The 25433-nt window shown below is 57.3% G+C and carries 16 protein-coding genes and 1 tRNA gene; 4 read left to right on the top strand and 13 right to left on the bottom strand.

Annotated elements, in window-relative coordinates; translation table 11 throughout:
* The first annotated feature begins 138 nt into the window (after positions 1-138).
* Both ADN01_RS08945 and ADN01_RS08940 read left to right on the top strand, forming a co-directional pair.
* On the top strand, positions 139-1266 hold the full coding sequence (locus ADN01_RS08945) for a sensor histidine kinase (RefSeq protein WP_062418214.1): 1128 nt from the start codon (positions 139-141) through the stop codon (positions 1264-1266).
* A gap of 4 nt (positions 1267-1270) precedes the next feature.
* Positions 1271-2005: a response regulator transcription factor gene (locus tag ADN01_RS08940; RefSeq protein WP_062418215.1), complete on the top strand. Its 735-nt coding sequence runs from the start codon at positions 1271-1273 to the stop codon at positions 2003-2005.
* A 5-nt stretch (positions 2006-2010) separates the two neighbouring features.
* On the opposite strand, the gene ADN01_RS08935 is transcribed toward ADN01_RS08940, so the two are convergent.
* The 11 genes from ADN01_RS08935 to ADN01_RS08885 all read right to left on the bottom strand — a co-directional run bounded on the left by ADN01_RS08935 (position 2011) and on the right by ADN01_RS08885 (position 22338).
* Positions 2011-2964 (bottom strand): DMT family transporter, encoded by a 954-nt coding sequence (locus tag ADN01_RS08935; protein WP_062418216.1) that lies wholly within the window; start codon positions 2962-2964, stop codon positions 2011-2013.
* Positions 2965-3018: 54 nt separating this feature from the next.
* Positions 3019-4698 (bottom strand): threonine synthase, encoded by a 1680-nt coding sequence (gene thrC / locus ADN01_RS08930; protein ID WP_075071085.1) that lies wholly within the window; start codon positions 4696-4698, stop codon positions 3019-3021.
* 23 nt (positions 4699-4721) lie between these two features.
* On the bottom strand, positions 4722-9725 hold the full coding sequence (locus ADN01_RS08925) for a GAF domain-containing protein (RefSeq protein ID WP_062418217.1): 5004 nt from the start codon (positions 9723-9725) through the stop codon (positions 4722-4724).
* Positions 9694-10473, bottom strand: a complete 780-nt coding sequence (locus ADN01_RS08920) for a ParA family protein (RefSeq protein WP_062418218.1) — start codon at positions 10471-10473, stop codon at positions 9694-9696. Before ADN01_RS08920 ends, ADN01_RS08925 begins: the two co-directional genes overlap by 32 nt.
* A gap of 16 nt (positions 10474-10489) precedes the next feature.
* Complete coding sequence (locus ADN01_RS08915; RefSeq protein WP_062418219.1) at positions 10490-13432, bottom strand: GAF domain-containing protein; 2943 nt, start codon at positions 13430-13432, stop codon at positions 10490-10492.
* A gap of 36 nt (positions 13433-13468) precedes the next feature.
* Entirely contained in the window at positions 13469-15202 is a 1734-nt protein-coding gene (locus ADN01_RS08910) for a GAF domain-containing protein (protein WP_062418220.1), read from the bottom strand.
* Positions 15199-16902 (bottom strand): GAF domain-containing protein, encoded by a 1704-nt coding sequence (locus ADN01_RS08905; protein WP_062418221.1) that lies wholly within the window; start codon positions 16900-16902, stop codon positions 15199-15201. The genes ADN01_RS08910 and ADN01_RS08905 overlap by 4 nt, the downstream gene beginning before the upstream one ends.
* Positions 16899-21239, bottom strand: a complete 4341-nt coding sequence (locus tag ADN01_RS08900; protein WP_062418222.1) for a GAF domain-containing protein — start codon at positions 21237-21239, stop codon at positions 16899-16901. The genes ADN01_RS08905 and ADN01_RS08900 overlap by 4 nt, the downstream gene beginning before the upstream one ends.
* Positions 21240-21251: 12 nt before the next feature.
* Positions 21252-21704 carry a response regulator gene (locus ADN01_RS08895; protein WP_062418223.1) on the bottom strand — a complete coding sequence of 151 codons (453 nt, stop codon included), beginning with the start codon at positions 21702-21704 and terminating at the stop codon, positions 21252-21254.
* Between the two features lie 31 nt (positions 21705-21735).
* Positions 21736-22116 (bottom strand): response regulator, encoded by a 381-nt coding sequence (locus tag ADN01_RS08890; protein WP_062418224.1) that lies wholly within the window; start codon positions 22114-22116, stop codon positions 21736-21738.
* Positions 22117-22266: 150 nt separating this feature from the next.
* Positions 22267-22338 (bottom strand) — tRNA-Gly (locus ADN01_RS08885).
* Positions 22339-22512: 174 nt separating this feature from the next.
* On the opposite strand from ADN01_RS08885, the gene ADN01_RS08880 reads away from it, so the two are divergent.
* Both ADN01_RS08880 and ADN01_RS08875 read left to right on the top strand, forming a co-directional pair.
* Positions 22513-23304: a YdcF family protein gene (locus ADN01_RS08880; RefSeq protein ID WP_062418225.1), complete on the top strand. Its 792-nt coding sequence runs from the start codon at positions 22513-22515 to the stop codon at positions 23302-23304.
* A 36-nt stretch (positions 23305-23340) separates the two neighbouring features.
* On the top strand, positions 23341-23979 hold the full coding sequence (locus ADN01_RS08875) for a helix-turn-helix domain-containing protein (RefSeq protein WP_062418226.1): 639 nt from the start codon (positions 23341-23343) through the stop codon (positions 23977-23979).
* Between the two features lie 71 nt (positions 23980-24050).
* Here ADN01_RS08875 and ADN01_RS08870 read toward each other — a convergent pair whose 3' ends face one another.
* A complete protein-coding gene (locus ADN01_RS08870) occupies positions 24051-24959 on the bottom strand; it encodes a diaminopimelate dehydrogenase (protein ID WP_147239035.1) in 909 nt (302 codons plus the stop codon).
* 12 nt (positions 24960-24971) lie between these two features.
* Positions 24972-25427, bottom strand: a complete 456-nt coding sequence (locus tag ADN01_RS08865; RefSeq protein WP_062418228.1) for a DUF6917 domain-containing protein — start codon at positions 25425-25427, stop codon at positions 24972-24974.
* Positions 25428-25433 lie beyond the last annotated feature (6 nt).

Raw genomic sequence — 25433 nt, 5'->3', positions numbered from 1 at the left:
ACCAGTTATGATAAAGGAGGTCGGTCGGCATTGGTTTACTCCGTTTCTAAAATGCTTCCGGAAAACCTATTTTAGTGGAGATCTGGTGCCGATCAACTATTCTTTTGTTAAAGTGTCAGGTGGCTAGGCCGGTTAATTTTGGATTTCATTTACGACCTGCTGCAGGCCACGCGCGCGGGGGTTTTCTTGCGCCAGGCGGGTCAGCCCAAATTTGAGCGGATTTCGGATTTTGGGCCGCATTTTATCCGCTGGGATGGGCGCGGCTTTGGCGATAAATTGATGGATCAGGTGGGAATCCCCAGCGCTGACCTTCGTTTTCAGATGGGTTTTGTGGATGGGGATGTGGCCATGCTGTTAGAGGAACACCGGCTGCAGTCGGTGATGATTTCTTCTGTGGCCCGCGGCGAAGATGTCTATTTGTTCTTTGCCGGCCGCGAGATGGGGTTAAAGCCCTTTGCTGATGCGGATGAAGAACTTTTTGGGATTTTGGCCCGCCAGGCAGCCATTGCGTTGGAAAATTCACAGCTGAACACAGAGCTGCGCACGACGATTGTGCGTTTGGAGGATTCAAACCGGGCGTTGATCCAATCAGAGAAGATGGCGGCAGTTGGACGGCTGATGGCTTCGGTGGCACATGAGATCAATAACCCGCTGCAGGCCGTTCGGAACTGCCTGCATTTGGCCACACACGCGGATTTGTCGCCTGAAGAGCAGGCGCAGTATTCCGAGCTGGCCAAATCGGAATTTGACCGGTTGGCGGGAATTGTGGCGACGATGATGGATTATTACCGGCCGGCGAACCGTGAGAAAGAAGCGGTGTTTCTAGATCGGCTGGTGGGCAAAGTGTTGGATTTGCTGGATCATCATTTGAAGACGGAAAACGTAATTGTGGTTTTGGACAGCCCCAAGGACCTGCCGCCGGTGTGCATCATGCGCAATCAGATTCAGCAGGTGATCTTTAATTTGATCGTCAATGCGGTGGAAGCGCTGCAAGAGCGCGAAGGGGAGCGCAAAATTTGGGTGGAGATCTTTCCCGGCGAAGAGTGGGTGAAATTGGCGGTGGAGGATTCGGGTAATGGGCTGACAGCGGAGATGAAGGCCCGGATTTTTGAGCCGTTCTTCAGCACCAAGGAGACCGGTACAGGGTTGGGTTTGTCAATTTGTTATAAAATAGTGCAAGATCATCACGGGAGCCTAAGCATTGTATCTCCCATTCACAGAACAGGCGCCCGCTTTGAAATCTCCTTGCCCCGAGAGGAGGCTTAGGCCAATGGTTGAGAAGCGAATTATGATCGTGGATGATGACGACGTCATCCGGATGACCTTTTCGAAAATCTTGAAATTGGAAGGGTATCTGGTTTCAGATGTGAACTCAGGCGAAGCCGCGCTGACGGTTTTGGAACAGCAGGAATTTGCGCTGCTGATTGTGGATCTTAAGATGGGGGGAATGGGTGGGATGGAATTGATTCAGCGGGTATTGGAAAAATACCCGCGGATGAAGATCATCGTCATTACCGCTCACGGTACGGTAAAAACGGCGGTTGAGGCGCTGCGCCAGCGTTTGCACGACTATATGCTCAAACCGGTGACGATGGAAGAAATTTTGGTCAGCGTGCAGCGGGCTTTTGAAGAGAGCGCACAGGAAATCGAATTGGCCGAAGCCCGGTTGGAATATGGGCGGCGGGATGACTCCAACTGGGTGCTGTGCGAAAGCGTGACCGTTAACACCAAATTGCAGCGGATTTATTGGGAAGACGAAAGCCGCAATTTGACCCCCAGCGAGAGCCGGTTTCTGGGGGCGCTTTTGGAGAGCAAAGGCGCGGTGTTAAGCTATGTGGATCTGGTCTACAAGGTTCACGGCTATCATGTGGAAGAAGAAGAAGCTGCGGTGATTTTGCGTCCAATGGTGAGCCGGCTGCGGCAGAAATTGGATGAGACCCCTTGCCAGGGCGCAGTCATCCAAACCGTGCGCGGTGCGGGGTATTTGATCAGCCCGGTGGTGTAAACCCCTTAGGGGTGAGGCTGCCAGGGGAAGTCAGTTTTACCGAGGGGAGAGGGATTCAGCCAGGCCAGCAGTCCGCTGCTGCGCCTTTTCTCAGGGGGGTGGCGGTCGAAGCCGACCATGAGCAAGCTGACCACCAGAATGAAGCCGCCCAGCCATTGCAGAGGGGTCAGGCGTTCACCCAGCCAGACCATCGCCAGAACAACAGTGACCAACAGCTCTCCCAGGCCGAGGAGGGCTGTTTGTATGCCCCCCAGGTGTTTGACCCCCAAGAAAAGGGTGAAGCGGGAGAAAAAGGTGACGAAGGCCATGCCGATGAGCGGCCACCAGGGGGTACCTGCGGCGGGCAGATTGCGGTCAAAGAGCAGGTAGGCAATCAGCACCGTGAGGCCCATGGCCATGAGGGTGTAGAGGGTGACGGATTGGGCGGGGGCTTCAAAAAGGATGCGTTGGGTGATGCGGATATGGAGGGCGTAGAGGACGGCAGACCCGATCATCATTCCGGCGCCGATTAAATCCACGCCGGTGCTGCTGTTGGAAATGAGCAAGTAAACCCCCGGCAAGGCCACCACCAGGCGCAGAGCGGTGATGCGGCTGATGGGTTGCAAGTCCACTAACATCCAGAAAGCCATGAAAAGCGGGTAGAAAGAATACAACAGGTGACCCAGGGAGGCATCCAGGCGGGAGATGGCGGAGTAATAGAGGATAGAGCCGATGCCGTTGACAAAGCCAGCCAGGGCGCAGCCGATGAGCCCCACGGGGTACATGTAAAGGTAGCTGCGCTTGAAGACCGCCATGAGGATGAGCAGGGCAACGGCCGCCAGGGTGGTGCGGATGGCCGTGACCGCCAGAGGCGAGAAGCCATAGAGGATGGCCTGTTTCCCAAAAATGGGGGCACATCCCGAAAAGATGGCTGAAGCTAAGGCAGCTTGGATGCCTATCTTGCGGAGAGAGGCGCTCATCCACTTCCTTTACTGGCGCCGGAGATGCACGTCCGGGGCGGTGGGTCGTTTCGGTTAATTGAGGAGTGTGCGAACCTCGTCCAAGAGTTCGTCACTCATGAAATCGCCTTTTTGCATCAAGGATTGGATACGCCCTTTTAGCCGTTCTTTTTCTGCTGGGGTTAGCTCTTTCGCGGTGACCACGATGACCGGGATTTCAGCAGTTTCCGGCTGCGATTTGAGGGTATCTAAAACGGAGAAGCCGTCCACCTCTGGCATCATCAGATCCAGGATGACCAGGTTGGGCAGTTCTCGGCGGATCATTTCGATGGCTTCTCGGCCGTTGCTGGCTTCGAAGAGGGTGTATGCACCCTGTGACTGCAAAATGCGTTTGACAAGGGTGCGGACTTCGGGCATGTCATCCACGATGGCGATGCGCGGGAAGCGATCGCTGGCTACGTGAGAGAGGGCAGCTAAAAGGCCTTCTTCTTGTTTTTGCGCGGGGGCATTTTGGGTGGGGAAGACCAGGTTGCGCGCCCAGTTATCGCCCAGGATGTTGTTTTCTACCGGCATGGTGTGGCCAGTGCAGTTGATGACCACGGTTTCATCTGGTTTGATTTGACCATTGCGAATGAGCTTGATCAGCCCGGCGATGGCCACCGCGGCGGCAGGCTCGACCGACATGCCTTCCATTTTGGCCAGGAGGTGAATGGCGCGGAAGGCCTCTTCATCTGTAACGGATTCCATCGCCCCGCCGGAGGCGGCCAGCATTTTTTGACGAAGCAGGGTATAGGAGCGCCCAGGGTCGCCGGTGGCCAGGGTTTCAATGAGTGTCTGCGGGTTTTTGACGGGCAAGGCCTGATCGCGATCCTGTTTCCAGGCGTGCACCATCGGCGCGCAGCCCTCGGCTTGGATGATGGCCACCGCAGGGATTTTGTCCGTCCAGCCCATCTCCAGCATTTCTTGGAAGCCTTTGATGACGCCAATGGGGCCCATGCCGCCGCTGACCGCCTGAATATACCAATCAGGCGCTTTGAAGGAGGGGATTTCATCCACAACGGTTGAGTCAGGCTGGCCGAGCTGCTCGGCAATTTCAAAGGCAATAGTTTTCATGGACTCGACGCAGGGGATGGAGCGTGCGCCGGAATCCTGGTAAAAATCGTGCTGCTGCGCGAATTCCGAGGCCACTTTTTTGGTCTGGTCGTACGAACCGGTGACCTTGACCACCTGGGTGCCGTAGATGGCGACTTCGCGCATTTTAGAGGCAGGCACGAGGCTGGTGAGGAAAGCCCAGCACTTAATCCCGGTGCGGGCGGCGTAAGCGGAGTAGGCGATCGCTACGTTGCCGGTGGATGCGACCACAAGATCGGCGATGCCAGCTTCTTTGAGGGCTGCGATGGTGACAGCGGCCTGGCGGTCTTTGAAGGAGGTGGTGGGACCCTGGCGCTCGTCTTTGATGTAAATGTTGTTATTGCCCAACATCATGCCCAGGTTGTGGGCGTGAATCAGGGGTGTGCCACCTTCGCCCAGGTACAGGTTGGGGTCGGGGGATTGAACAGGGAGCAGCTCGCGGTAGCGCCACAGGTCAAACGGACGGCGCGCCAACTTTTTGGGCAAGTCAGCGGCAATTTGGGGCAGATCATAGCGCACCTCTCGCCAGGCTGACCCGCACATGGGGCAGGTGGGCTGGGTCGGGTGGTAATTTGACCGGTAACCGCAATCCAGACATTCGATGTCAAACGGTAAAGGCATCATGGATGAAGTGACCTGTGGAAAGGTCACGCCTCCTTTTCGTGATTTGTACTGCGGAGCTTGTGCAGCGCGCCTTCAAGATGATCCAGCAGTTCGCTTTCGCGCAGGTAACCCTTGGTGAGCAGTTGTTGGCCGAATTCAGCCAGTTGGGCGTGCTGTTCAGCGGTGAGGTCCACGCCGGAGATGACCAGGACGGGCAGAGAGCGCAGGTCGGGGTCAGAGCGCAGTTTGCTGAGTAGGGTGAAGCCGTCCATATCGGGCATGAACAGATCCATGATCACGGCGTCGGGGCGGTTCTGTTGGATCGCATCCCAGCCGGATGCGCCGCTGTTGGCGGTGGTCAGCTGGAATTTGCCCGAATCTTCCAACATTTTCTGCACCAGGCGCTGATCGTCGGGGTCATCATCAATGATGAGGATGTTGTGTATGGTTTCATCGCGGTTGAGGCGGCTGATGGCAGCGATGAGGTCTTCGTGCAAGAAGGGTTTAGTGAGGTAATCGGAGGCGCCGAGGCTGAAACCTTTTTCCTCTTGTTCCAGGATGCTGCAAATGATGACCGGAATCTGGCGAGTTTCTGGATCATTTTTGAGGTCGTGCAGCACAGACCAGCCGTCTTTTTCGGGCATCATGATGTCGAGGGTGATGGCCAGCGGCTTAATTTTGCGGGCTTCCTCAACGGCCTGTTTGGGGTCGGTGAGGGGGACGACCGAATAGCCGTGGGGCGACAGATAGCGCTGGTACAGGCTGATGACCTGGGCATCATCATCAATGGACAAGATGACGGCTTTTTCGTCGCTGTCGATTTCCGGCGCAGGAATGGGAATTTCTTTGACAGGGATGGGGAGGGTAAAGAAGAAGGTGGAGCCAACCCCGATTTCGCTGCGGAGCAACCCGATGCGGCCGCCGTGCATTTCGATGAAGGAGCGGCAGATGGAGAGGCCCAGGCCAGTTCCACCCGTCTTGCGGGTGGGGGAGTCGTCCACCTGGGAGAAGGGCTGGAAGAGCTTGACGGTATCTTCTTCGGCGATGCCTGCACCGGTATCCACGACGGCAACCATCACTTCCGGGCGGTCTTCGGGGCTGGTGACGGTGCTAAGCTCAACGGTGATGGAGCCTTCATCGGTAAATTTGGCAGCGTTGGAGATCAGGTTCAGCAGAACCTGGCGCACGCGAGTGGGATCCGCGTAGATGAGCGGCAAATTGACAGGCAGGTTATGCTGCAATTTGATGGGTTTGTCTTTGACCAGGCCGATGGCGGTGGAGAGGACGGAATTAACCAGGTCATTGAGATCCACATCGGCAAAGGACAATTCCATCTTACCCGCCTCGATCTTGGAGAGGTCGAGGATGTCGTTGATGAGGTTGAGGAGGTGCTGACCGGAGTTGTAAATGGCGGTGAGGTCCTGGGTCTGAATATCATTGATGGGACCGTCAATGCCTTTGAGGATGACGCGCGAGAAGCCGATGATGGAATTGAGCGGGGTGCGCAGTTCGTGGCTCATGTTGGCCAGGAACTGGCTCTTGAGGCGATCCACTTCCTGCATTTCCAAGATGGCTTTTTGAGTCAATTCGTAAGCCTGGGCGTTGTCGATGGCGACGGCGATCTGGTCGGCCAAAATTTGGAGCACGGCGACATCGTTGGGGGCGAAGGCGTTTTGGTGGTTGGATTGAATATCCAGGGCGCCCATAACACGGTCGCCAATGCGCAGGGGCAGGCCGATTTCAGAACGGGTGTTGGGCAGCAGCGGGTTGGGAACGTGGATGAGGCTGTTGAAGACATCATTGACGATGACCGGCTCGCCGCTGGCCATGACATTGCCAATAATGGAGCGCGAACCAACTGCATGACGGTGGCCGGAAGCCTTCATCTGAACGCCGGCCTCACCGGTGGCCTCGCGGACGACCGCATAATTGCTCGATTCATCCAGCAAGAAGATGGAGGCGTGTTCGTAATTGAAGCGCTGGCAGACCAGGTTCACGATGCGCGCCAGGAGGGCATCCAGGGCGAGGGTGGAGGTGGTGTCGCGGGCGATTTCGGCAGCGGCCTGCAATTCGAGGGCGCGGCGCTGGGCTTCCTGGAGCAAGCGCTGTCTTTCGAGGGCGACGGCAATACCGGCGCCTGCCACCTGGAGTATTTGGACATCATCTTTGCTAAAGGTGGTGGGTTGACGAGAGGAGATGTCGAGCAAACCCACCAAGCGGCCAGCAGAGCGCAGGGGAACGATGATAACCGCGTGAATGTCCAGACGCAGCAGGGTACGGCGGGAGGTGTCATCCAGCACGGGACTGTTGGTTACATCATCAATGATGAGCGCATCCTGGGTCAGCTTGCGCAGAATAGGCAAGGCCTGGTGCGAGAAACGCATGCCCATGCGTTGATATTTTTCCAGACGGTCATGGAAACCGACCACGGACAGCTCAATGGGCTCGCCCTCTTCGTTGTTGAAGACCTCCGTCAAGGAAACACGTTCGGCATTCTCAGGGAGAACAGTTTCAGCAATGAGGGTGATTAGGTCTTCCGTGGAGGTGGCCTGAGCAATCCCAGAAGCAATCTTGTAGAGCTGTTCGGATTCGGCCAGGGCTTCCTGGGTCTGCTGGAAGAGGCGGGCATTTTCCACCGAAGTGGCCATCTGGTCGACCAGCGGCGGGTACGAGCGAATTTCCAGACCGGAGAAGTGGTGGCGCTCTTCGGACAGCATGAGGATGGCGCCGAGCTGGTGTTTACCAGCCCACAGGGGGAGCATGGCCAGGGAGCGGACGTTATTGCGCTTCAACTCCTCACGGAGGATGTCATCCATGGGCTGATGGTTGATGTCATCCATGAAGGCCGCGTTGGAGGTGCGCAGGAATTTGCCGTAGATGGCGAGGTCGTATTCGGTGCCATTTTCTGGCGGGGGCGCGCCGCGGTTGCTGTACCAGGAGGCGGCCACCCGAATATGCTCCACGTTGCCGGATGAGTCTTCTTCAAAGAGGGCCAAAACCACGCGGTTGATGACGGGGGTATGCAGGGCCATCGAGATGGCAGCGACCATTTCCTGCATGTCATTGGCCAGGGCCAGGCGGTGGCTGGCTTTGTACAGGTGTTCGGTTTCATCCAGGGAGACCTGAAGCTGTTCCAACAGGTCTTCGCGGACGATGGTGTTGGCGAGGGCGTCGGTGGAGACGCGCAGAACTGAGATTTCCTCGTTGAGCCAGCGGCGCGGACGGTCTACCTGATCAAAGCCGATGAAGGAGGGAATGGCGGTTTTGCCGGGGACGGCCAGAAGCAGGGTGGATTGGATTTGCTGGCTGGAGAGGTATTCCAGTTCTGGGTGCGGACAATCGGCTTGAGTAGCGGTCAGCATACTCTTTTCGCGCAATGCTGCAGCCCAATGGGAGAAGAGGGCGGTAGGAAGATGCTGGCTGGCACCGCGCTCGTAATAAGTCGGCGTTTCGGGATTGATCCATTCGGCCACAGCGCGCCAGTGCATGCCGCTGGGGTCTTCCTGGATTTGGGCGTAATACACACGGCTGCATTGGGCGGCCTGACCGAGGGCCTCAAGCACTTCGGGCAATGAGCGCGTGCCGGACTCTGACAGGTAGGCGACGGCGCGGGTGACGTTTGCCTGGTAACGTTCGCGGTTTTCAATGGCTTCCAGGGCGCCGCGGATTTCTGTGAAGAGGTTGGCGTTCTCCAGCGCGGTGGTGGTTTGTGAGGCAATGGTGGAGAGCAGTTCCAGGTCGCTGTCGGCGAAAGCGTTTTCAGTCTCAAAGTTTTGAATGAGGATACCGCCTACGGCGCGCTCGGCAGCCAACATGGGGATGGCCGCCAGAGAAGCTGGGGTGGGGACGGGCAGGGGGATATTCTGCTCGGCCAGGAAAGCCGCGACACCGCTTTGCAGAACCAGCGGGCGGCGGGTGGTGAAGGTATGTTCAAAGACACGAGCTGCCATGGGGGCTGGCGGCTCATCTTGGTGCTGACCGTCTACGGAATGCACCGGGAAGGAGAGCTGCCGGGTTTGGGGGTCAGTAATTGCAATGATCAGATTGCCGGCGCTGGCCAGTTGGTCAATGGTGGAGTGCAGAGTCTGGATGATGGCATCTTGATCGGTAAGGCGCGAAAGCTCTTGACCCACACGGTTGAGGGCGGCCAGATCGCGGTTGCGGCGGAGGGTTTCTTGCTCTGCTTTAACCTTTTGGGCCAATTCTTGCTGGACGACGGCGTACAGCTGGGCATTTTCAATGGCAAGGCCGAGCTGGTTGGCCACTTCCTGCACCAGGGCGCGCTCATCTTCGGTCCAGGTGCGTTTTTGGTCCTGCTCATCGACGATCTCGAGCAGGCCGCGGTTCTGTTCACCGAGGCGGAAGGGAACGGCCAGTGCGGCGGGGGCGTTGGCGGCGGCGTTTTGGGTGATGGGCTGAAACTCCTGCAAACTGCGCATCCCTGCAGAGGTGAGCGGCTTGGAGGGGGTCTCCAGCGTCAGCGGGCGAACCGGATAGGCCGGCGCAGCAGGGGCCGGTGTGGATTCAAAAATGGGTTGGGCGGGGGCCTGTGCACGAGGTGAGGCTGGGCGCGCCGGTTTCTTGCGAGCGGCCGGTGCTTTTTCGGGCGGGGCCGGAAGGACGGGGGCCGCCGCGGCGGGCGCAGCCGACGCGGGGAGGGCGCTGTTGGTGACGCGCCAACCCAAAAGGCCGCCGTCGGTATCTTTCAGCGGTTCCAGAAGGATGCTGACCTCGACCCAGCTGCCCTGGGTATGCTGCCATTTCCCTTGAAGCTCGGCCTGGGTGCTGCCGTTATTGAGGGTGTGGCGCAGCGAATCGGCGGTGTGGGGGTGGGCCAGCTCGGTGAGATGGCGGCCGATGATTTGATCGGGCGCGTAACCGAGAAAGTCCGTCACCTGGGGGGTGCAGCTGGTCAGGCGGCCCTGGGGGTCGCACTGGAACTGCCAGCCCGTTTCGCCAGCGGAGATTTCGCCGGGTTGGGGGATGGCGGTTTCTTCCAGATTCGTGAAGAAATCGTCAAGCCGGCTGTAGATTTGCTTTTTCGACATAGGCAATAATCTCCTGGGCCAGGGCGCGGTATTGGGCGGCGGCGCGGCTCTTGGGGGCGTGGAAAATGATGGGGGCGCCCGCAATGGGGCTTTCGCGCAGTTTGGTATCCACTTCGATCACAGTTTCTAGGACACCGTTGTTGAAATTGGAGCGGAGCTGCTCACTGAGCAGACGGTGAATGCGGTTGCGGCGGTCGAAGAGGGTTAAAAGCAGGCGGTAAGTCAAATGAGGGTTATATTCGCTGCGGATGCGGCGGACCCAATTCATCAAATTCTTGAGGGCGTAAATCGAGAAAAACTCGGCCTGGGTAGGGATGAGCAGCAGATTGGACGCGACCAGCGCGTTGAGAGTGACCGACCCCAGGGCGGGCGGGCAGTCCATGAGGACGAAGTCGTATTGGAGCGCGGCTTGCTGAAAGGCGTCACGCAGGAGGTACTCGTAGCGTTCGCGGACAGGCAGATAGCGTTCTGATTGGCTGGTTTCGCTGGAGCCGGGAATCAGGTCCAGATTCGAGACGCTGCTGGGCAGGATGGCCTGACGCAAGGGCAGGTCGTGCAGAAGGATGGAGGCCGTGGAGTGGACCACACGGGTTGGCTCCACACCTAAAGCCAGGGTGAGATTGGCCTGAGGATCCAGGTCAACCGCCAGGACTTTTCGGCCCGCTTCCGCGAGGCAGGCTCCCAATGACACGGTGGTGGTGGTTTTGGCGACGCCACCTTTTTCATTTGAGAAGGCGATGGTGTACATTCAGCATCTCCCGGTATTAATCCACGCCGTCCGGCTGGTGCCCGTTGCCGGAACGGCCGTTGCCGCCGTTGGGTTCCTGGGCTGGGGTTGAGGGGGCAGCTTGCAGGATGACCTGCGTTTGACTGGCGTTGAGGGTTTGCTGCAATTCATGGGCAGCAATCTGGATCATGGTTTGGATATCGTTGGTGGAGCGGATCTTGCTGGTGATTTCGAGCACCTTGCGTTCGCGTTCCGCGCGGCGCATGGTTTGTTCGAACAGACGGGCGTTTTCCAGGGTCTGGGCAATTTGATCGGCGACGGATTGGACGGTGGTGATGTCTTCCTCGGTCCAATCGCGCTGGGCGTTGGATTGCTCCTGAAGGTGGATGACGCCGATGGGTTCACCGCGCAGGGAGATGGGGATGGTGAGGGTGGATTCCTCTTGGGTTTGCACCTGGGTTTCGCCGGTGGTGAGGGCTTTTTCGATAGAGGGTGTGAGCACCACAGGCCGCGGTTCGACGCCTTTTTGCGTATAGGCGTAAGAGTTGATGCGGCGCTGCATGCCTTCGCGCGTCCACTCCATGCGCAGATAATTTCGGTGGAGGGCCTGGGATTCTTCCAGGGCGCGGTTGGTTTCTTCGTAAAGCTGGTTGTTCAAGATGGCGATGGCGACCTGGTCGGCCAAAACGGAGAAGAGTTCGATATCTTCTGCGGTAAAGGCGTTGGCTTCCGTGGACTGTACGTCCATCGCGCCGATGATTTGATCGCCCACCTTGAGCGGCAAGGCCATTTCGGAGCGGGTGAGGGGCAGGTCGGGGTTGTTGAAGAACACGGCGTCTTGACCGACATCGGTGGCAATGCGGGGTACGCCGTAACCGGTGGTGTAGCCGACGATACCGACGGCGCCGACGCGCAGTTTGTGCTGGCGGGCCAACATGCGCTGGCCGCCTTCAGAGTTGGCGGCGCGCAGGACGGCGAATTCACCCTGTTCGTCAATCAGGAAGACGCCGACATGATAGAAATTGAAGCGCTCGCTGATCAGCTCGGTCACCTGAGTGAGCAGGCGTTCCAATTCGCGGGTGGAAGTGATACCGCGGGCCACTTCGGAAACGGTTTGGAGCTGCTGAGAGCGAAGCACCAGAGTTTCATTTTGGGCGGCCAATTCCTGGGTACGGGCTTTCACGCGGTCTTCCAACTCGTTAATCAGCGTGCGTACCTGTGCGGTCATCTGGTTGAAAGCCAAGGCCAGGGCGCCGGTTTCATCGCCCGATTCCACAGCGGCTTCGGCTTCCAGATCACCGCCAGCAATGCGCTCGGCAGTGGCCGTCAGGTTGATAATGGGGCTGGAGAGGATGCGCGAGATCTGGCTGGCGACGATGCTGACCATACCAGCAATGAGGGTGGCCACCAGCAAGGAAACCCGATTTTGCTCTTCGAACAACTGTGCGAGCAGGTCGAGGCGCTGGATATAGACCAGATACCATTTGGTGCTGCTCAGGCGAACTGCGGTTCCGGCGGTGAGAATCTGGCCGGTGGTGCCTGGGTCGGAGAAGGTGAAGTACGGGTTGGGAGCGCTGCTGCGCAGGGCTTTGGCCATCTCCGGGATGTAGGGTGTGACAGTTTCATCGTCGCTGAGGGCGTTGGCTGGTGTGCGCCGGGTGGACTGCAGGATGAGCATGTTGGCGGCGCTGATCGGTTCGATGGGGCGGTAGATGAGGCCGGGGTTGCTGACATCCGCCACGCGGACGAAGTTTTCATCCAGCAGGATGGGGTAGGAGCGGCGGCCAAAGAGGCCTTTGTAGTTTTCCAGTGAGCGTTGGAAGGCAATGGCCATGTAGCGCACACGCAGCACGCCGATGACCTCGCGATCGCGGTTGAAGATGGGTGCGCTGAAGACGATATACGGATTATCGTCATCGTCAAAAAAGATCGGGGAAACGTAGGGGCGGCCGCTGATGAGAGGCGAGACGAAAAACTCCTGAGAGCTTTCGTTCTGCACCTGTTGGAACTTATTCGTGTCGTAAATATTCCGGCCGTTTTTATCCAGGATGGCATAGGAGTTCAAGTAATTTTGCTGGCGCGAACGGGTGAGAATGGAAAGCGCGTATTCAAGCTCTTGCTGAAGCTCAGCCTCTTGTCGTTCGTAAGGATCCGCTTCTACGAATTCGGTTACGATGGGTAGGGATGCGTCCAGACTGGTGTTGTAGCGATTGGTCTTGATGAATTCTTCAATGACGTTGCTTGCCTGAACGGCGGCCAGCACCAAACCTTCGTTGTTTTGGGTGCGCAACGCGCGCTGGGTAAAGTTGGATTGGATGACCGCCAGGAGCGCCACCGGAACCAGAGTGATGGCCAGGAAGGCGCTGGTGGTTTTGATGCGCAAGGTGGCGGAGACCAGTTCCATAGCCATGAGGACGATGTAGATCATGACCTGGATGCCCAAAATGGTGGGCACAAAAACCTTGAGCTCCCGAATTTCCACCTGATTGAGGGGTGCCAGAATGTTGATCAGAGCCATGAGTACGGCACTGAAGATGCCAAGATTGGTCATGAGGTCGCTTTGTTCGCGGCGGAGGGTGGCAAAACCTAAAACCGTGGTGAAGATGAGGGCGATGATAGCGATGGGAACGCCCAGATCGGCGACGCGGATAGAGAACATAACCAGACTGAGCTGCACGGCTACAGCCAGCAGCATGGCGCGGCGGGTGACCGAGCGGATGAAGAAATTGGTGGCGGCGACACCGCAAATGATTACCACTATGCTGAAGACGAAGCCGAGGGCGTAGTAAATGGGTTGTTCGACGCTGTTGGTACCGGTCAGTTGAAAAGCGCGCGAGAGGAAGAGGGCTGCCCCGGCCAAATAGATGAGGCCGATCACAACTGAGATGGTCATTAAGTTCAGCGCACGCCCGGCAGCGTTCTGCAAACCGACCATTGGGTTTTTAGGCTGATCGGGATTATTCGCTTGCGCAGTCATCATAAGAACTCTCCAAAATAACGGTCATTGGGCAGCATTCTATTGTTCATCGGAACGGAGCTGGACGACAACTTCTGAAACGCCCAGGCGGCGGCCCAGTTCAGCCGCCGTGGTACGCAGGATGCCGTCCACATCGGTGGAGGCGCGCACACGGTTGGAAATTTCGGATACGAGGCGTTCGCGGTCCACGCGGATTTGAACCGTCTCGACCAGGCGGGCGTTTTCTAGGGCCAGCGCCAAACGGTTGGAGGTGACTTCCAGCAGCTCCAATAATTCTTTAGAAACGGTTTCAGCCTGGACGCGGATATCGAGCACGCCGATGACTTCCTGGCGTAGTTTAATGGGTACAGCGATGACCGAGACTGGGTTTTGGTCGGGCTGTTCAGCAGGGATGGTTTTAACCACCAATTGATTCTGCCGGCGAGCCTCGTGAACTTCGGGAGTTTCCAGCACACCTGCTTCTAAGGCTTGCTGGTTGTAGCGGAAGGAATAGTGACGGCGAGAGGCGCGCACGTAAGACTGCCAGCCCTGACGGGTGGTTTGGCGGTAGCTTTTTTCCATTTCTTCGATGGATGCTTGCAGTTTTTGAACCAGGCGGGCCTTGTCAATGGCGATGGCTAACTGGTCTGCAATGGTTTGGAACATGCGGATATCATCGGTGGTGAAGGCGTTGGGTTGGGTGCTTTGAACGTCCAGCGCACCCATGATTTCGCTGCCCATGCGCATGGGAATGGCCATTTCCGCGCGGGTTTCGGGGAGGATGGGGTTCTTGAAGTGGAAGGAGTCTTGCAATACATCCATGGTGATGCGCGGCTCGCCGCGGCTGACCACGTAACCGACGATACCGACTTCACCCACTTTCAGGCGGTGGTTGCGGGCGAGCATGATGCGCCCAGCTTCACCGGTGGCGGAGCGCAGGACGGCGTATTCCTTTTTCTCATCGAGGAGGAAAATACCGGCGTGGTAGAAGCCGAAGGTGTCGCGGATCATATCCGCGGATTTATCCAGGAGATCGTCGAGGTTTTCTGATGTGGCGATTTCATGGGCGAGGCGGGAGGCTGCAAACAATTCAGCCTCGCGACGGCGTATTTGGTTGGTGCGTTCATCTACGCGTTGATCAAGGGTGTCGCGCTCCTCCGCCAGATCTTTAGCCAGGCGGGCTTGCTCTTTCATGGAGCGGTCGAGGTTGCCGAACAGCAGGTTTAGCCCGAAGATCATGAGCGCAGCGACCAACAGAAAGATCAATGAGGAGGTGTTCCAATCACTGATACGCGCGGCGTTGGCTTGAATTTGGATGGAGGGGGCGGGGATGTTGCCGTTCACCATGAGGACGCCGATGATGAAATGGCCTAGACTGGCGAGCAGGGTGGTGAGGATACCGCCGGTGATTCCCAGGGTAAGTGCGCCTAACACGGGGATGGGGAGGAGCAGAAGTCGGCCGATACCGCTCATGCCGAACTGTGTCAGGCTGGTGAAGGCCAACACGGACAGCACGACGAGGAATAAGACGGCACGCAGGTAATAATTCAGGCTGCGCCAAAAAGCCAGGGTGATCAGGGTGATGTAGCACAGTGTGTAAATGATGACCGCAGCCCAAATTTGGCGTTGGATGATAGCGGACATGGCACCGACATAAGCGACAGTACCAACAACGACCATCCCCAGCAAGATGCTCTGCAAGACGCGCTCACGGAAGACCATGAGGGTGTTTTGGGGGTCAACTCCGGCGGGTGTGTGGGCCGGATTGGTGTTTTGGAGGAAGCCCATGCTCATTGGTTGGCCTCCTGGTTATGGCCGTTATGCTTGGGTTGATTTTCTGAGGCGATCAAGTCCATGCCGCTGGGGGCGAGATACACCGAGGCTTCGGCCACTGTTGGCAGCTGGCCGATTTCTTGGACGGCGGTCTTTAGAATTTCTTCGATATTGAGCGCGCGGGTAAAGAGGGTTGTGAATTCGTTAATCTTTTCCTCCTGGGCGGCTTTGCGCTGGGTTTCTGCCAGAAGACGGGCGCTTTCGAGGGTGAGAGCGGTTTGAGCCAGGATGGTTTCGACCATCTCACGGTCTTCAGAAGAAAGGTTTTCCAGAGGTGTTTCCAGGATCAGCTCACCAATAGCCTGATCGCGGAGGAGGATGGGGAACTGGTGGGGGTGAACCTCACCGGAGCGCGCCGCCAGGCTGGGGTTTTCATAGCTGTACTGCAACTGGCCAGAGCTGACGAGCACCTCGGACCAGGCCTGTTCCAGATACTGGCGGTTGAGGGAGCGGATCTCTTCCAGGTCTAGCTGGCTTTGTTGGAAGAGGCGCGTATTTTCGATGGCGATGGCCAGAGAGTCAGCAATACCTTGCAGGATGACGATGTCGCCTTCGTCAAAGGCGTTCGATTCTTTGGATTGAATGGATAGTGCGCCCAGAGTCTTGTACCGGCCCAGGATGGGAATGGCGACTTCGGAGTGGGTTTCCGGCAGGTGAGGATTGTTGAAGCGGACGGCTTCCACACCCACGTCCAGGGCGATACGAGCCTGGCGGTTGGCTGTGGCCCACCCGATCATGGAGTTACCGCCGACGACCAGGCGGTGACCTTCGGCCACCATTCTTTGACCGGCTTCACCGCTGCCAGCGCGCAGAACTGCATATTGACCGGCTTCATCCACGATGAAGATACCCACATAGTAAAGGCCGGTGCGCTGCTGGATGATATCGGCCACTTGCTGGAAGAGGGATTGGCTGTCCAAAATCGAGCTGATAACGCGGGAAATTTCTGCGGCAGTGCGGATTTGAACCAGGCGGCGTTCCAATTCGGAGGTGCGTTCTTTGACACGCTGCTCCAGGCCGGCACGTTCCATTTCCACCTGTTCAGCCATTTTAATACGTAAGTCCATCGCCCGCTGCATGCTGCCTAGAAGCATACCCAGTGAAATGACAATCATCACCGACATGACGGTAAAGAACGCACCGATGGACAGCCAATCGGCGGTGGCTTTGGAGTCGTAATAGCGTGTGGCGATTTGCAGCAGGTCGCTGGATCCCGTATGTGAAGAGGCTGCCAAATACACCGTGAACAGGGAGATCACAAAGAAGGCTAAGCCGGTTCTTGGCCCGGCTAATACAGCCGATAGTGAGATGAGGGCAAGCAGGACGAGGAGACCGATGCCGGAAAGACCGTTGGCCATCAGACTGTAGAGCCCCAGGGCATAGATCAGAACCATAAACAAGCCGGAGCGCAGAATGTAGGACTGGCGGCGGGTGAGGACGAGGATGATCGAGCTGACCTGGTAGATCACCGAGAATATGAACAGCCCAGAATTGGCCACATTGACGCCGGACAGCAGCACTGTGGAGGTGGTGATGGTGGATACCCCCAGACCGCCCAGCAGAATGGTCTGGAAGATGCGCTCGCGGATAATCCAACTTTCGGACTTACCTCGCAGCGGCAGTGGAACGCGGTTGGGGAAGAAAGGTCGGAAGAAGCTCATGACTGTGCCTCCTTGCCGTTTTTCTTACCGTTGGGCGGTGTAGGCTCGGCGGGGGATTCAGTGAGGGTTCCGGCGGTGATGGCAATTTGCGAGCGGCGCGCGCCCAGGGCACGGGCCACTTCAGTGGCAGTGGTTTCCAGAATATTTTGGATATCCACCGCACGGCGGATGCGGGTGGTGGTTTCGTAAATGACACGCTGACGCTCGACCTGCTGGCGAATTTCTTCGATCAAGTGCGAGTTGTAGAGAATGGTACCGAGGTTAGTTCCCAGCGTGTTGAAAATTTCTTGATCTGTCTCGTCATAGGCGGCGATTTGGGGATTTTCGATGTTAAGTACCCCCATAAGGTTGCCGCGGTAGATGATGGGAACGGCCAGTTCAGAACGCGTGGTTTCGTCAATCACCAGATAGTTGTCTTCAGAGCGTACATCGTGAAGAAGACGCGGGGTGCGGGTTTCGCCCACTCGGCCGATAACACCTTCTCCCATACGAATACTGGGCGGGAGCGGCGCAGCCTCTTTGTACCCGGCTGTGGCGCGCAGCTCCAGGATGGAGCGGTTTTCGTTGTAGAGGTAAATGGCGATGCGGTCGTCGGGATTATTGGTCTGAAGGCTGCGGGCGGTGGCCACCAGGGCTTCCTGCACGGAGGTGGTGGTGGCAGATTCAGCAGTGATTTTGTGCAGCAGGCGGTGGCGGGCCAGAGTATCTTGCGCCTGGTCGTAGAGCTGGGCGTTGATCACCGCGATGGCGAGCTGGTCGGCCATGATCTCAAGAATGCTGATGTCTTCGGGCAAGAAGGCGTCTACCTGGGTGGACTGTACATCAATGGCGCCGATAACCCGCCCGGCAGATTTGAGGGGGATGACCAGTTCGGCGCTGGTTTCGGGGAGGAGCGGGTTGGGGAAGTAGTTAGGATCCACATGCACATTATTGATCACCATCGGTTCGCCGGCCTGGGTAGCCTGACCTACGATGGAGCGCGAACCAACCGCCAGGCGGTGTTTGGCCTCTTTCAGGCGCTCGCCCGCCAAACCCGTGGATTCCTGCAAAACGGCATATTCACCCAGGGGATCCAAGAGGAAAATGGAGGCGTGGTAGAAACCGAAACGGTCGCGGATGAGGTTGACCGATTTCTGCATGAGGTCGCGCGTGGAGAGGGTGCTGGAGGTGTCGCGGGCAACTTCGGCAGCAATGCGCAGCTGGCGGGCGTTCTTTTGGGCCAGCTCCTGAGCCTGCTTCAAGTCGGTGATGTCGTGGGTGATGCCCAGCAGCCCGGTGGCGTCGCCGCTTTCGGTGAGCATGGGAATGCGGTTGACCATGCGCCAGCGAGGACTCTTGCCAAAACTGATTTCCTGCTCCACTTTGCCTAACTGAGGCTCGTTGAGGCGGATGATTTCCATTTCTTCCTGGAAAATCTTGGAACCGATATCCTGACCGAGGAGATCGAAATCGGTCATACCGACCAAAGATTCAGGCTTGTCGTAACCGAAGCGTTTGGCAAAGGAATCGCTGACACGGATGAATTGCCCCGCGGCATCTTTGAAGTAGATGAGATCCGGCAGGTTTTTGAGCAGGGTGTTGAGCAGGAAGCGTTCCTGATCATAGTCGTGCAGGGCTTTGCTCATCTGGTCGAGCAGGTCAGCGTTGCGCATGGCGGTGGCCATTTGGGGGGCCAGGGTGTTGAAGAGGCGCAGATGGTCTTCGGTGAAGCGCTCTTCGGTCTGCATATCCTGAACCACCAGAGCGCCGACCGCCTGGTTGGCAACGATGAGGGGGATACCCAGCCAGGATTTGGGGGTTTTGCCGACGAGTTTTGCGCCCAGGGCCTGGGCCTGTCGTTCGGTGTCGCGGTTGAGAAGCAAGGGCTGCAAACTCTTGATGACCACTGAGGTGATGCCTTCACCCAGGGGGAAGGGGGGGATGCTGCTGACCTCGGTGTTGTCATACAGGTATGGGATCTCGATGGTCTGCTGTTCGGCGTTGTAGGTGGCAACGTAGAAACTGACATCACCGCCGACAATTTCTCGAACCGCTGCGTGCATCTGCTCGAAGAGGCGGGAACGGTCAATTTCATTGGACAGGCCGCGGGAGGCTTCTGAAAGGATTTGCAGCTCGTTGACCTTGGTTTCGAGGCTGCTGAGGATGCCAAAGCGGCCCAGGGTGGTGGAGGTGACTTCGATGAGGTTGGCGAAGGGCTGCAAGGCGGTTTCAGAAATTTGGCGCGCCTCGCGCGTACTGAGCACGATGACTTTAGAGAGGACGCCGTTGACATGGATGGGGAAGATGGCGGCGGCCACGCAGCCGCGGCGGGCGAAGAACGAAATCAGGCTTTGCAGCTCGGTGCGCTGGCTGAGATCGTCCAAAAGCACCATGGATCGGTTGGTAAGTTGAGAGGCGAGGTGTTGAAGCGGAAGGGTGATGCCCTGGGCGGTGGAGCGCGCCATGCGGTCTTTAGGATCGTGGATGTGAATGATGCGCAGGTGGTCTTCTTCTACCGAATAGACGCCGGAGACGTAGGGGATTTCCTGCAAAATGGAAATCAGCAGTTCTGTGGCCTCTTCGGGACCCTGAGCCTGGGTGATCTGACGGCTGGTGCGGTAGAGGAGGGAGGTCTCTTGCAGGTTAATCTGGGTGGATTCGAGCAGGCGGATGTTCTGGAGACCAGAGGCGATCTGGTTGGCAAGGGTTTGCAGGACGGGAACGACATCCGGGTCGAAGGCTTCGGGTTGGTCGGACTGCACTTCGAGCACGCCCAACACCTGATTGCCGATGCTGATGGGCAGGGCGGCTTCGGAACGAGCTAATTCCTGCAGAACCTGTTGGGGATAGCTATCGTTGGACACGTCCTGGATCACGCGCGCCTGATTGTTGGCAGCCACCCAGCCCACCAGAGAGTCGGAACCGAGGCGCAGGCGCAGGCCAGTGTATTTGTTGTAAGGATCGACGCGGCAGTCTTCCGCTTCCATTGAAGCCACCGTACCGGTATCGTCAATCAGGAAAATGGAAGCGTAGAGATAATCAAAGCGTTCAATGACCAGATTCACCGTGCGGGCCACGATTTCATCGCGAACAAAGGAAGAGGTGGCCATTTGGGCCACTTCGGAAGCCATACGCACCTGTTGGGTGCGCTGCTCCACTTTTTGTTCCAGCGAGCGGTAAAGATCACTGAGCTGCTCAACCATGCCGTTGAAGGAGTGAGCCAAAAGGCCGATTTCGTCGCGGCGGGTGACGCGCGCGCGTTGATCCCAGTTGCCTGCTGAGAAACTGCGGGCGCGGCTCACCAGGTCGAGGATGGGGCGGACGATTTGCGCAGAAACGATGGAAGCGATAACGCCAGCGACCAGCAAGGTCAGCCCAAAGAGGATGATGTTGGTGGGGGTGAGCAGGTTGGTTTGAGCGTAAACGACGCGCTCAGGGACTTCGAGAGTGAGGGCGAGCTGAAGCTCTGGGATCCACTTTGTGTAGGCAAAAACAGGGATGCCGCCGAGGGAAACATAGCTGCCCAGGCGGCCGTCGCGGTTTTGCCCCAGAAGATTATTAACTTCCTGTTCGTAGGCGGGTGAAATTTGCAGCTGGATGAGTTCTTCACCGGTGGGGTTGATGCCCAGCATGGAGCGGTTTTCGGTGATCATGTAGGCATTGGCGGAGGGGAAGAAGGAGCCAGCAGAGATGAGCACGCCTTTGGGCTGGTTGGAGAGCGAGGAGCAAACGACAGTGGCCAGGGGGTTTTTCTGATCGTCGAAAACGGTGAGGGTGCTGAAGATGACCAGGCGGTTAAAATAGAGCGGGGCGGGGTTGTAGAGGGCGAGGGTGTCGTTCCGACCCACCAGGCGCATCAAATCGGCGGCGGTGGCGACGTTCAGGTTTTTCCAGGCGTCGTTGGTGGAGGCGACAAGAGAGCCGTCGGGGAGCAGGACAAAAAGGTGATCCACGTTGGCATAGGTATCGCCGATGGTGGAGTTTTGGTAACGCAGGAGTTGGAAAAGGACGGGGAACTGTTTGGATTCGCTGGTGGGATCTTCGGCCAGTTCGCGCAGATTGGCGATAAAAGATTCGCGCGTGCCCAGCTCAGCGATCACGTTGGTGCTGGTGGCGGCCACTTGAGCCAACTGCGTGGCTTGATTTTTGACGATGGATTCGAGCTGGGTGCTGGTTTGATTACGAACCAGTTCGCGCGAGCGCAGCACGGTGGCTGTACCGGTGATAAGCAGCGGGATGATGGACAGGAGAACGAGCAGGAAAATTACATTGCGGGCGAGACTGCCCCGAAATTGCTTGTCCGTGGTGGATGGAGCGGGTTTAGGTTTTTTTTCCAGCAGTCTCTGCAAAAAGGCCATACCAAGCTCTCCTTAGCCCATTTCCCAAACGGGTTCGCCAGACAAAATGCGTTTAATCTGATCCGGAAAACGATCCGGATCAAGGGGTTTACCGATGAAGCCGTCAAACCCGGCTTTGCGGGCTTTATTAATCTGTTCAATACTGGCTTCGGCGGTGACGGCAATGACAGGGACATCTTTGAAGCGGCCGGATTGGCGAATTTTCGCGTGTGCGCCGTAGCCGTCTTCGTAGGGTAGGCGGATGTCCATGAGGATGAGATCCACGCGGGGGAGGGTGTCGGCATACTCCACGACTTCGTAGCCCGAAGTCTTCCATTCGCAGTGGATGCCGAGGAAGCCTAAGAGGCGCGCAATCAGGACAAAGTTGGATACATTGTCCTCAACGACGAGAACCGTGATCTCTTTGAGATTGATGGGTTTTCGATTTTGCCGCAGAGCGTCGGAAGGGGTTTCGTTTTCAGACATTGGTTGTTTGTACCCTTATCTCGGTTCCAGCCTACTTAACACCGTGCAAGAATCGTTCTACCTGTTCGGTGAACTTATCCACATTAATGGGTTTTTCGATATAGCCGTCGCAGCCCGCCTGCATGGTTTTTTCGCGATCGCCGCGCATGACGTTGGCGGTGATGGCAATAATGGGCACGGCGGCCAGCTTGGGAATTTCCTTGAGCTGGGCGGTCAACGTGTAGCCGTCAATATCTGGCATGTTCATATCCATGAGGATTAAATCCGGCTCGATGGAAGGGATGATTGCCAGGGCTTTGTGAGCGTTCTCTGCTTCGACAATCTCGTACCCTTCAACCGTCAGCAGCCGCCGCACCAACATGCGGTTTTCAAAATTATCTTCAACATAGAGAATGGTGATAGGTTTGGGCATGAGTATAATCCTTCTAATTTGCATTTTAACATAATCGCCCCATAATCATTCCGAATATGGGCTAAAATAACAAATCTGTAAAGCGCAAATTAAAAAAACAGACTGCCACCTTCCGATGGAAAGGGCAATCCGTTCTGGGGGAGATGTTTGAGCGGGTGATGGGATTCGAACCCACGATATCTTGCTTGGGAAGCAAGCGTTCTACCACTGAACTACACCCGCATGAACAAAGGTATTATACCAGATTGTGCGCACAAGCGAAAAGGGCAAGGGGAACAGTTTGGTGAAAAATTTAAGGTTCTTTGACGGACGGGCTGGGTTTTTTCCGCGCTCAGAAATGCCTTGGGGGATGTGTTAGAATTTAAGCTCTGAACTGGTGAATTCAAGAAGGATGCCATGTTTGTTTTTCTTTCGAAATTTTTACCGCCTTTTGTATACCCGCTGGGGCTGGTGGTTTTGTTGGTGGCGGCGGCTTTGCTCCTGCGAAAACACCCTGGCTGGCAGCGAGCTGTGCTGATTGGTGCGCTGGCGGTGCTGTTCTTGGGCGGCAACCGCTGGGTGTCTTACAGTCTGACAAAAAACCTGGAGTGGAAACATTTACCGCCTGCGGAAATGCCAAACGCCGAGGTGATTGTGCTGTTGGGTGGGGGCACCGAACCGCCGGAACCGCCCAGGCCGATGGTGGAGCTGAACGGGGCGGGGGATCGGATTGTTTACGCGGCGTATCTGTACCAGCAGGGCAAGGCGGAACGGATCCTCATCAGCGGGGGAACCACCTGGATGACAGGCCAGACCAGTAATCCGGCGGCGGATATGGGCGCGCTGTTGGACCTTTTGGGTGTGCCGGAGGAGCGGCTTTTGCTGCAAGGACGCTCGCAAAATACCTACGAAGACGCGCTGTATTCCTGCGAAATGCTGAAAGAGATGGGCGTGCAGCGTATTCTTTTGGTGACCTCGGCGTCGCACATGCCGCGGGCGCTGGCGCTGTTTGAAAAGCAGGGTATGCAGGTGACCCCGGCGCCGGTGGATTTTAAGGTGACCCAGAAAGGGTGGGACGACCTGCATAACGGCTCGATTGCGAACCGTTTGATTTACCTCATGCCCAATGCGAGCGATCTGGGATTAACGACGAACTCGCTGAAGGAATATATCGGTATGTGGGTTTACCGGCTAAGAGGATGGTTGTAACCGGCTGCGCGGTGCGCGGCGAAATGGAGGCTGAGGATGGAATTAATGGATCGAGAGGCAGCATCGGTGGACGTGGGAATGCAGCTGCGCAGGCTGCGGGAAGAGCGCAAGATCTCCATGCGCGAGCTGGCTCGTTTGAGCGGACTTTCAGCCAACGCGTTGAGCATGATTGAACGGGGCCTGACTTCTCCTTCGGTGAGCACGCTGAACAAGCTGGCAGGGGCGTTGGAAGTGCCCATCACCGCCTTCTTCCGCATCGAATCACAACGTCAGCCGGTGGTGTACTGCAGGGCCTCGCAGCGTTCGCGGCTGCCGTTCCTGCGGGGTTTGTGGGAAGGGCTGGGCAGCGAAAACTTTGCGGGCCGCATGGAGGCTTTTGCATTGACGCTGGAGACGGGCGGCAGCAGCGGATCATTTGGAATTGTGCACGGGGGGCACGAATTTGTGTTTTGCTTGCGGGGCACGGTGGAATACGAGGTGGGGCAGGATGTGTACACGCTTTCGGCTGGCGATACCTTGATCTTTGCCGCGCAGATGACCCACCGCTGGCGAAATAATGGGCCGAATGTGGCTACACTGATCATTGTGATCAGCGGCTACGATGAGACGGAGCGGCCAGTTGAATTTCACACGGTGACCCTGCAAGGCAAACCTGGTGAAGAAGACGCTGAATAGACCTGCTAGAAACGCGAAAAGGCTGTCCGGGTGGTTTCGGACAGCCTTTTTTTGACGGCTGGGTTTAAGGGTTAGAACAAGCGCTTGAGCAGCCGCTCGCCTTCGAGCAGGTACATTAAGGGGGGAACTTCCATCATCGTGTAGGCGCCGGGCTGCAGGCGGGTGACGGCGCGGGCGGCCGAAACCATGACCTGGGCGGTGGAGGCGGGGTTGTGGAAGGTGGTTTCAAAGCTGAGGAGCTGGTTGTCAATGCCAGAGGCGCCGCCTTTGCGGTGAATCTGGATGGCGTGGCCCATATCAATCAGCGGATTGACATCTTCCACCTGGAAGACGCGCACATCATCATGGTTGAAATAAGGGTCGGCTAACACGCGGCCTTTGACTTCTTCAAACTCAAAGCCGGGGGCAATTTCTAGATAGAGGTCGCGCTTATGGCAGCCAGGGTCGCCGGGGCGGGTGATGGAGAGGGCGTTGCGCACGCCCGCATAGGATTTGGCGGCGACGGTGTGGCCCATACTCATGCCAGGGCCGTAGGTGACATACGTCAGACCGGTGGGAGCCCACATCTCGAAGATGGAGCGGATGATGGTGCTGACACCGGGGTCTACGCCCGCGCCCATGATGGCGGCGGAGCCGTTTTCACGGGCGATGGGGCCGAGGGTCTCGCGCAGATTCAGGAAGGGATCGCCGTGCATGTCGAAAGCGTCCACGGTGCGGATTCCGGCTGCCAGCAGTTTGGGGGCAGTTTCGATGACAGTGCGGGAGGGAACGCCAAGGATGACGACATCCGGTTTTTCGGGGAGTTCTTCAACGGATTCCACCACAGGGATACCGCTGAACATGCAGCGGATCTCATCCAGCCGGCAGCCCATTTCGATGATGCCGGTCAGCTCCATATCGGGGGCAAGCTGGGTTGCGCGGGCGGAATACTGCCCCACATGGCCGCAGCCCATTACGGTAACTTTGATTTTTGATTCCACGGTAGTGGCTCCTCAGGATTGGGATTCGGGTTTCTCAAATATGAAAGCCACGGTATCGCCGGGGTGAACGCCGGATTCGAGACCCGTTTTCAGCGGGGCCGGGGCTTTGATGACGATATTGAAATGGTTGGGGAAGTGGGTGAGATCGTAACCCGCGAGCACGCCGATGGTTTCACCGTTGAGGGTTACGCGGTCGCCGACCCACAGGATGCCGCCTTGCTGGATTTCAAAAAATCCCAGGTAGGCAATTTGATTGACGGTTTTGCCGGGGCCACACTCTTCGGCGGTGAGGATCAGCTCGTGGATTTCATTTTTCAGCAGGGCGCGCGAAGGAAAAGCGGCCAATTCCAAACCGCGGCGTTCGGAACGGGCGTGGAGGGTGCAGTTGATCACACCGGTGACGGGGGTTTTTTCGACACAGGGTGTGCCGGAGGTGCTGAATAACTGATTGGCATAGGGATCGGGCATGGGAAC

Source organism: Levilinea saccharolytica, assembly GCF_001306035.1.
GTDB lineage: Bacteria > Chloroflexota > Anaerolineae > Anaerolineales > Anaerolineaceae > Levilinea > Levilinea saccharolytica.
Note: the sequence above shows the minus strand (reverse complement) of the source record. Positions and strands in the feature narration are given on the sequence as shown.

Bases quoted from the DNA above. Each gene is read 5' to 3' on its own strand.
- ADN01_RS08940 (WP_062418215.1), top strand. From the start codon at position 1,271: ATGGTTGAGAAGCGAATTATGATCGTGGATGATGACGACGTCATCCGG.
- ADN01_RS08935 (WP_062418216.1), bottom strand. From the start codon at position 2,964: ATGAGCGCCTCTCTCCGCAAGATAGGCATCCAAGCTGCCTTAGCTTCA.
- thrC (WP_075071085.1), bottom strand. From the start codon at position 4,698: ATGATGCCTTTACCGTTTGACATCGAATGTCTGGATTGCGGTTACCGG.
- ADN01_RS08925 (WP_062418217.1), bottom strand. From the start codon at position 9,725: ATGTCGAAAAAGCAAATCTACAGCCGGCTTGACGATTTCTTCACGAAT.
- ADN01_RS08920 (WP_062418218.1), bottom strand. From the start codon at position 10,473: ATGTACACCATCGCCTTCTCAAATGAAAAAGGTGGCGTCGCCAAAACC.
- ADN01_RS08915 (WP_062418219.1), bottom strand. From the start codon at position 13,432: ATGATGACTGCGCAAGCGAATAATCCCGATCAGCCTAAAAACCCAATG.
- ADN01_RS08910 (WP_062418220.1), bottom strand. From the start codon at position 15,202: ATGAGCATGGGCTTCCTCCAAAACACCAATCCGGCCCACACACCCGCC.
- ADN01_RS08905 (WP_062418221.1), bottom strand. From the start codon at position 16,902: ATGAGCTTCTTCCGACCTTTCTTCCCCAACCGCGTTCCACTGCCGCTG.
- ADN01_RS08900 (WP_062418222.1), bottom strand. From the start codon at position 21,239: ATGGCCTTTTTGCAGAGACTGCTGGAAAAAAAACCTAAACCCGCTCCA.
- ADN01_RS08895 (WP_062418223.1), bottom strand. From the start codon at position 21,704: ATGTCTGAAAACGAAACCCCTTCCGACGCTCTGCGGCAAAATCGAAAA.
- ADN01_RS08890 (WP_062418224.1), bottom strand. From the start codon at position 22,116: ATGCCCAAACCTATCACCATTCTCTATGTTGAAGATAATTTTGAAAAC.
- ADN01_RS08880 (WP_062418225.1), top strand. From the start codon at position 22,513: ATGTTTGTTTTTCTTTCGAAATTTTTACCGCCTTTTGTATACCCGCTG.
- ADN01_RS08875 (WP_062418226.1), top strand. From the start codon at position 23,341: ATGGAATTAATGGATCGAGAGGCAGCATCGGTGGACGTGGGAATGCAG.
- ADN01_RS08865 (WP_062418228.1), bottom strand. From the start codon at position 25,427: ATGCCCGATCCCTATGCCAATCAGTTATTCAGCACCTCCGGCACACCC.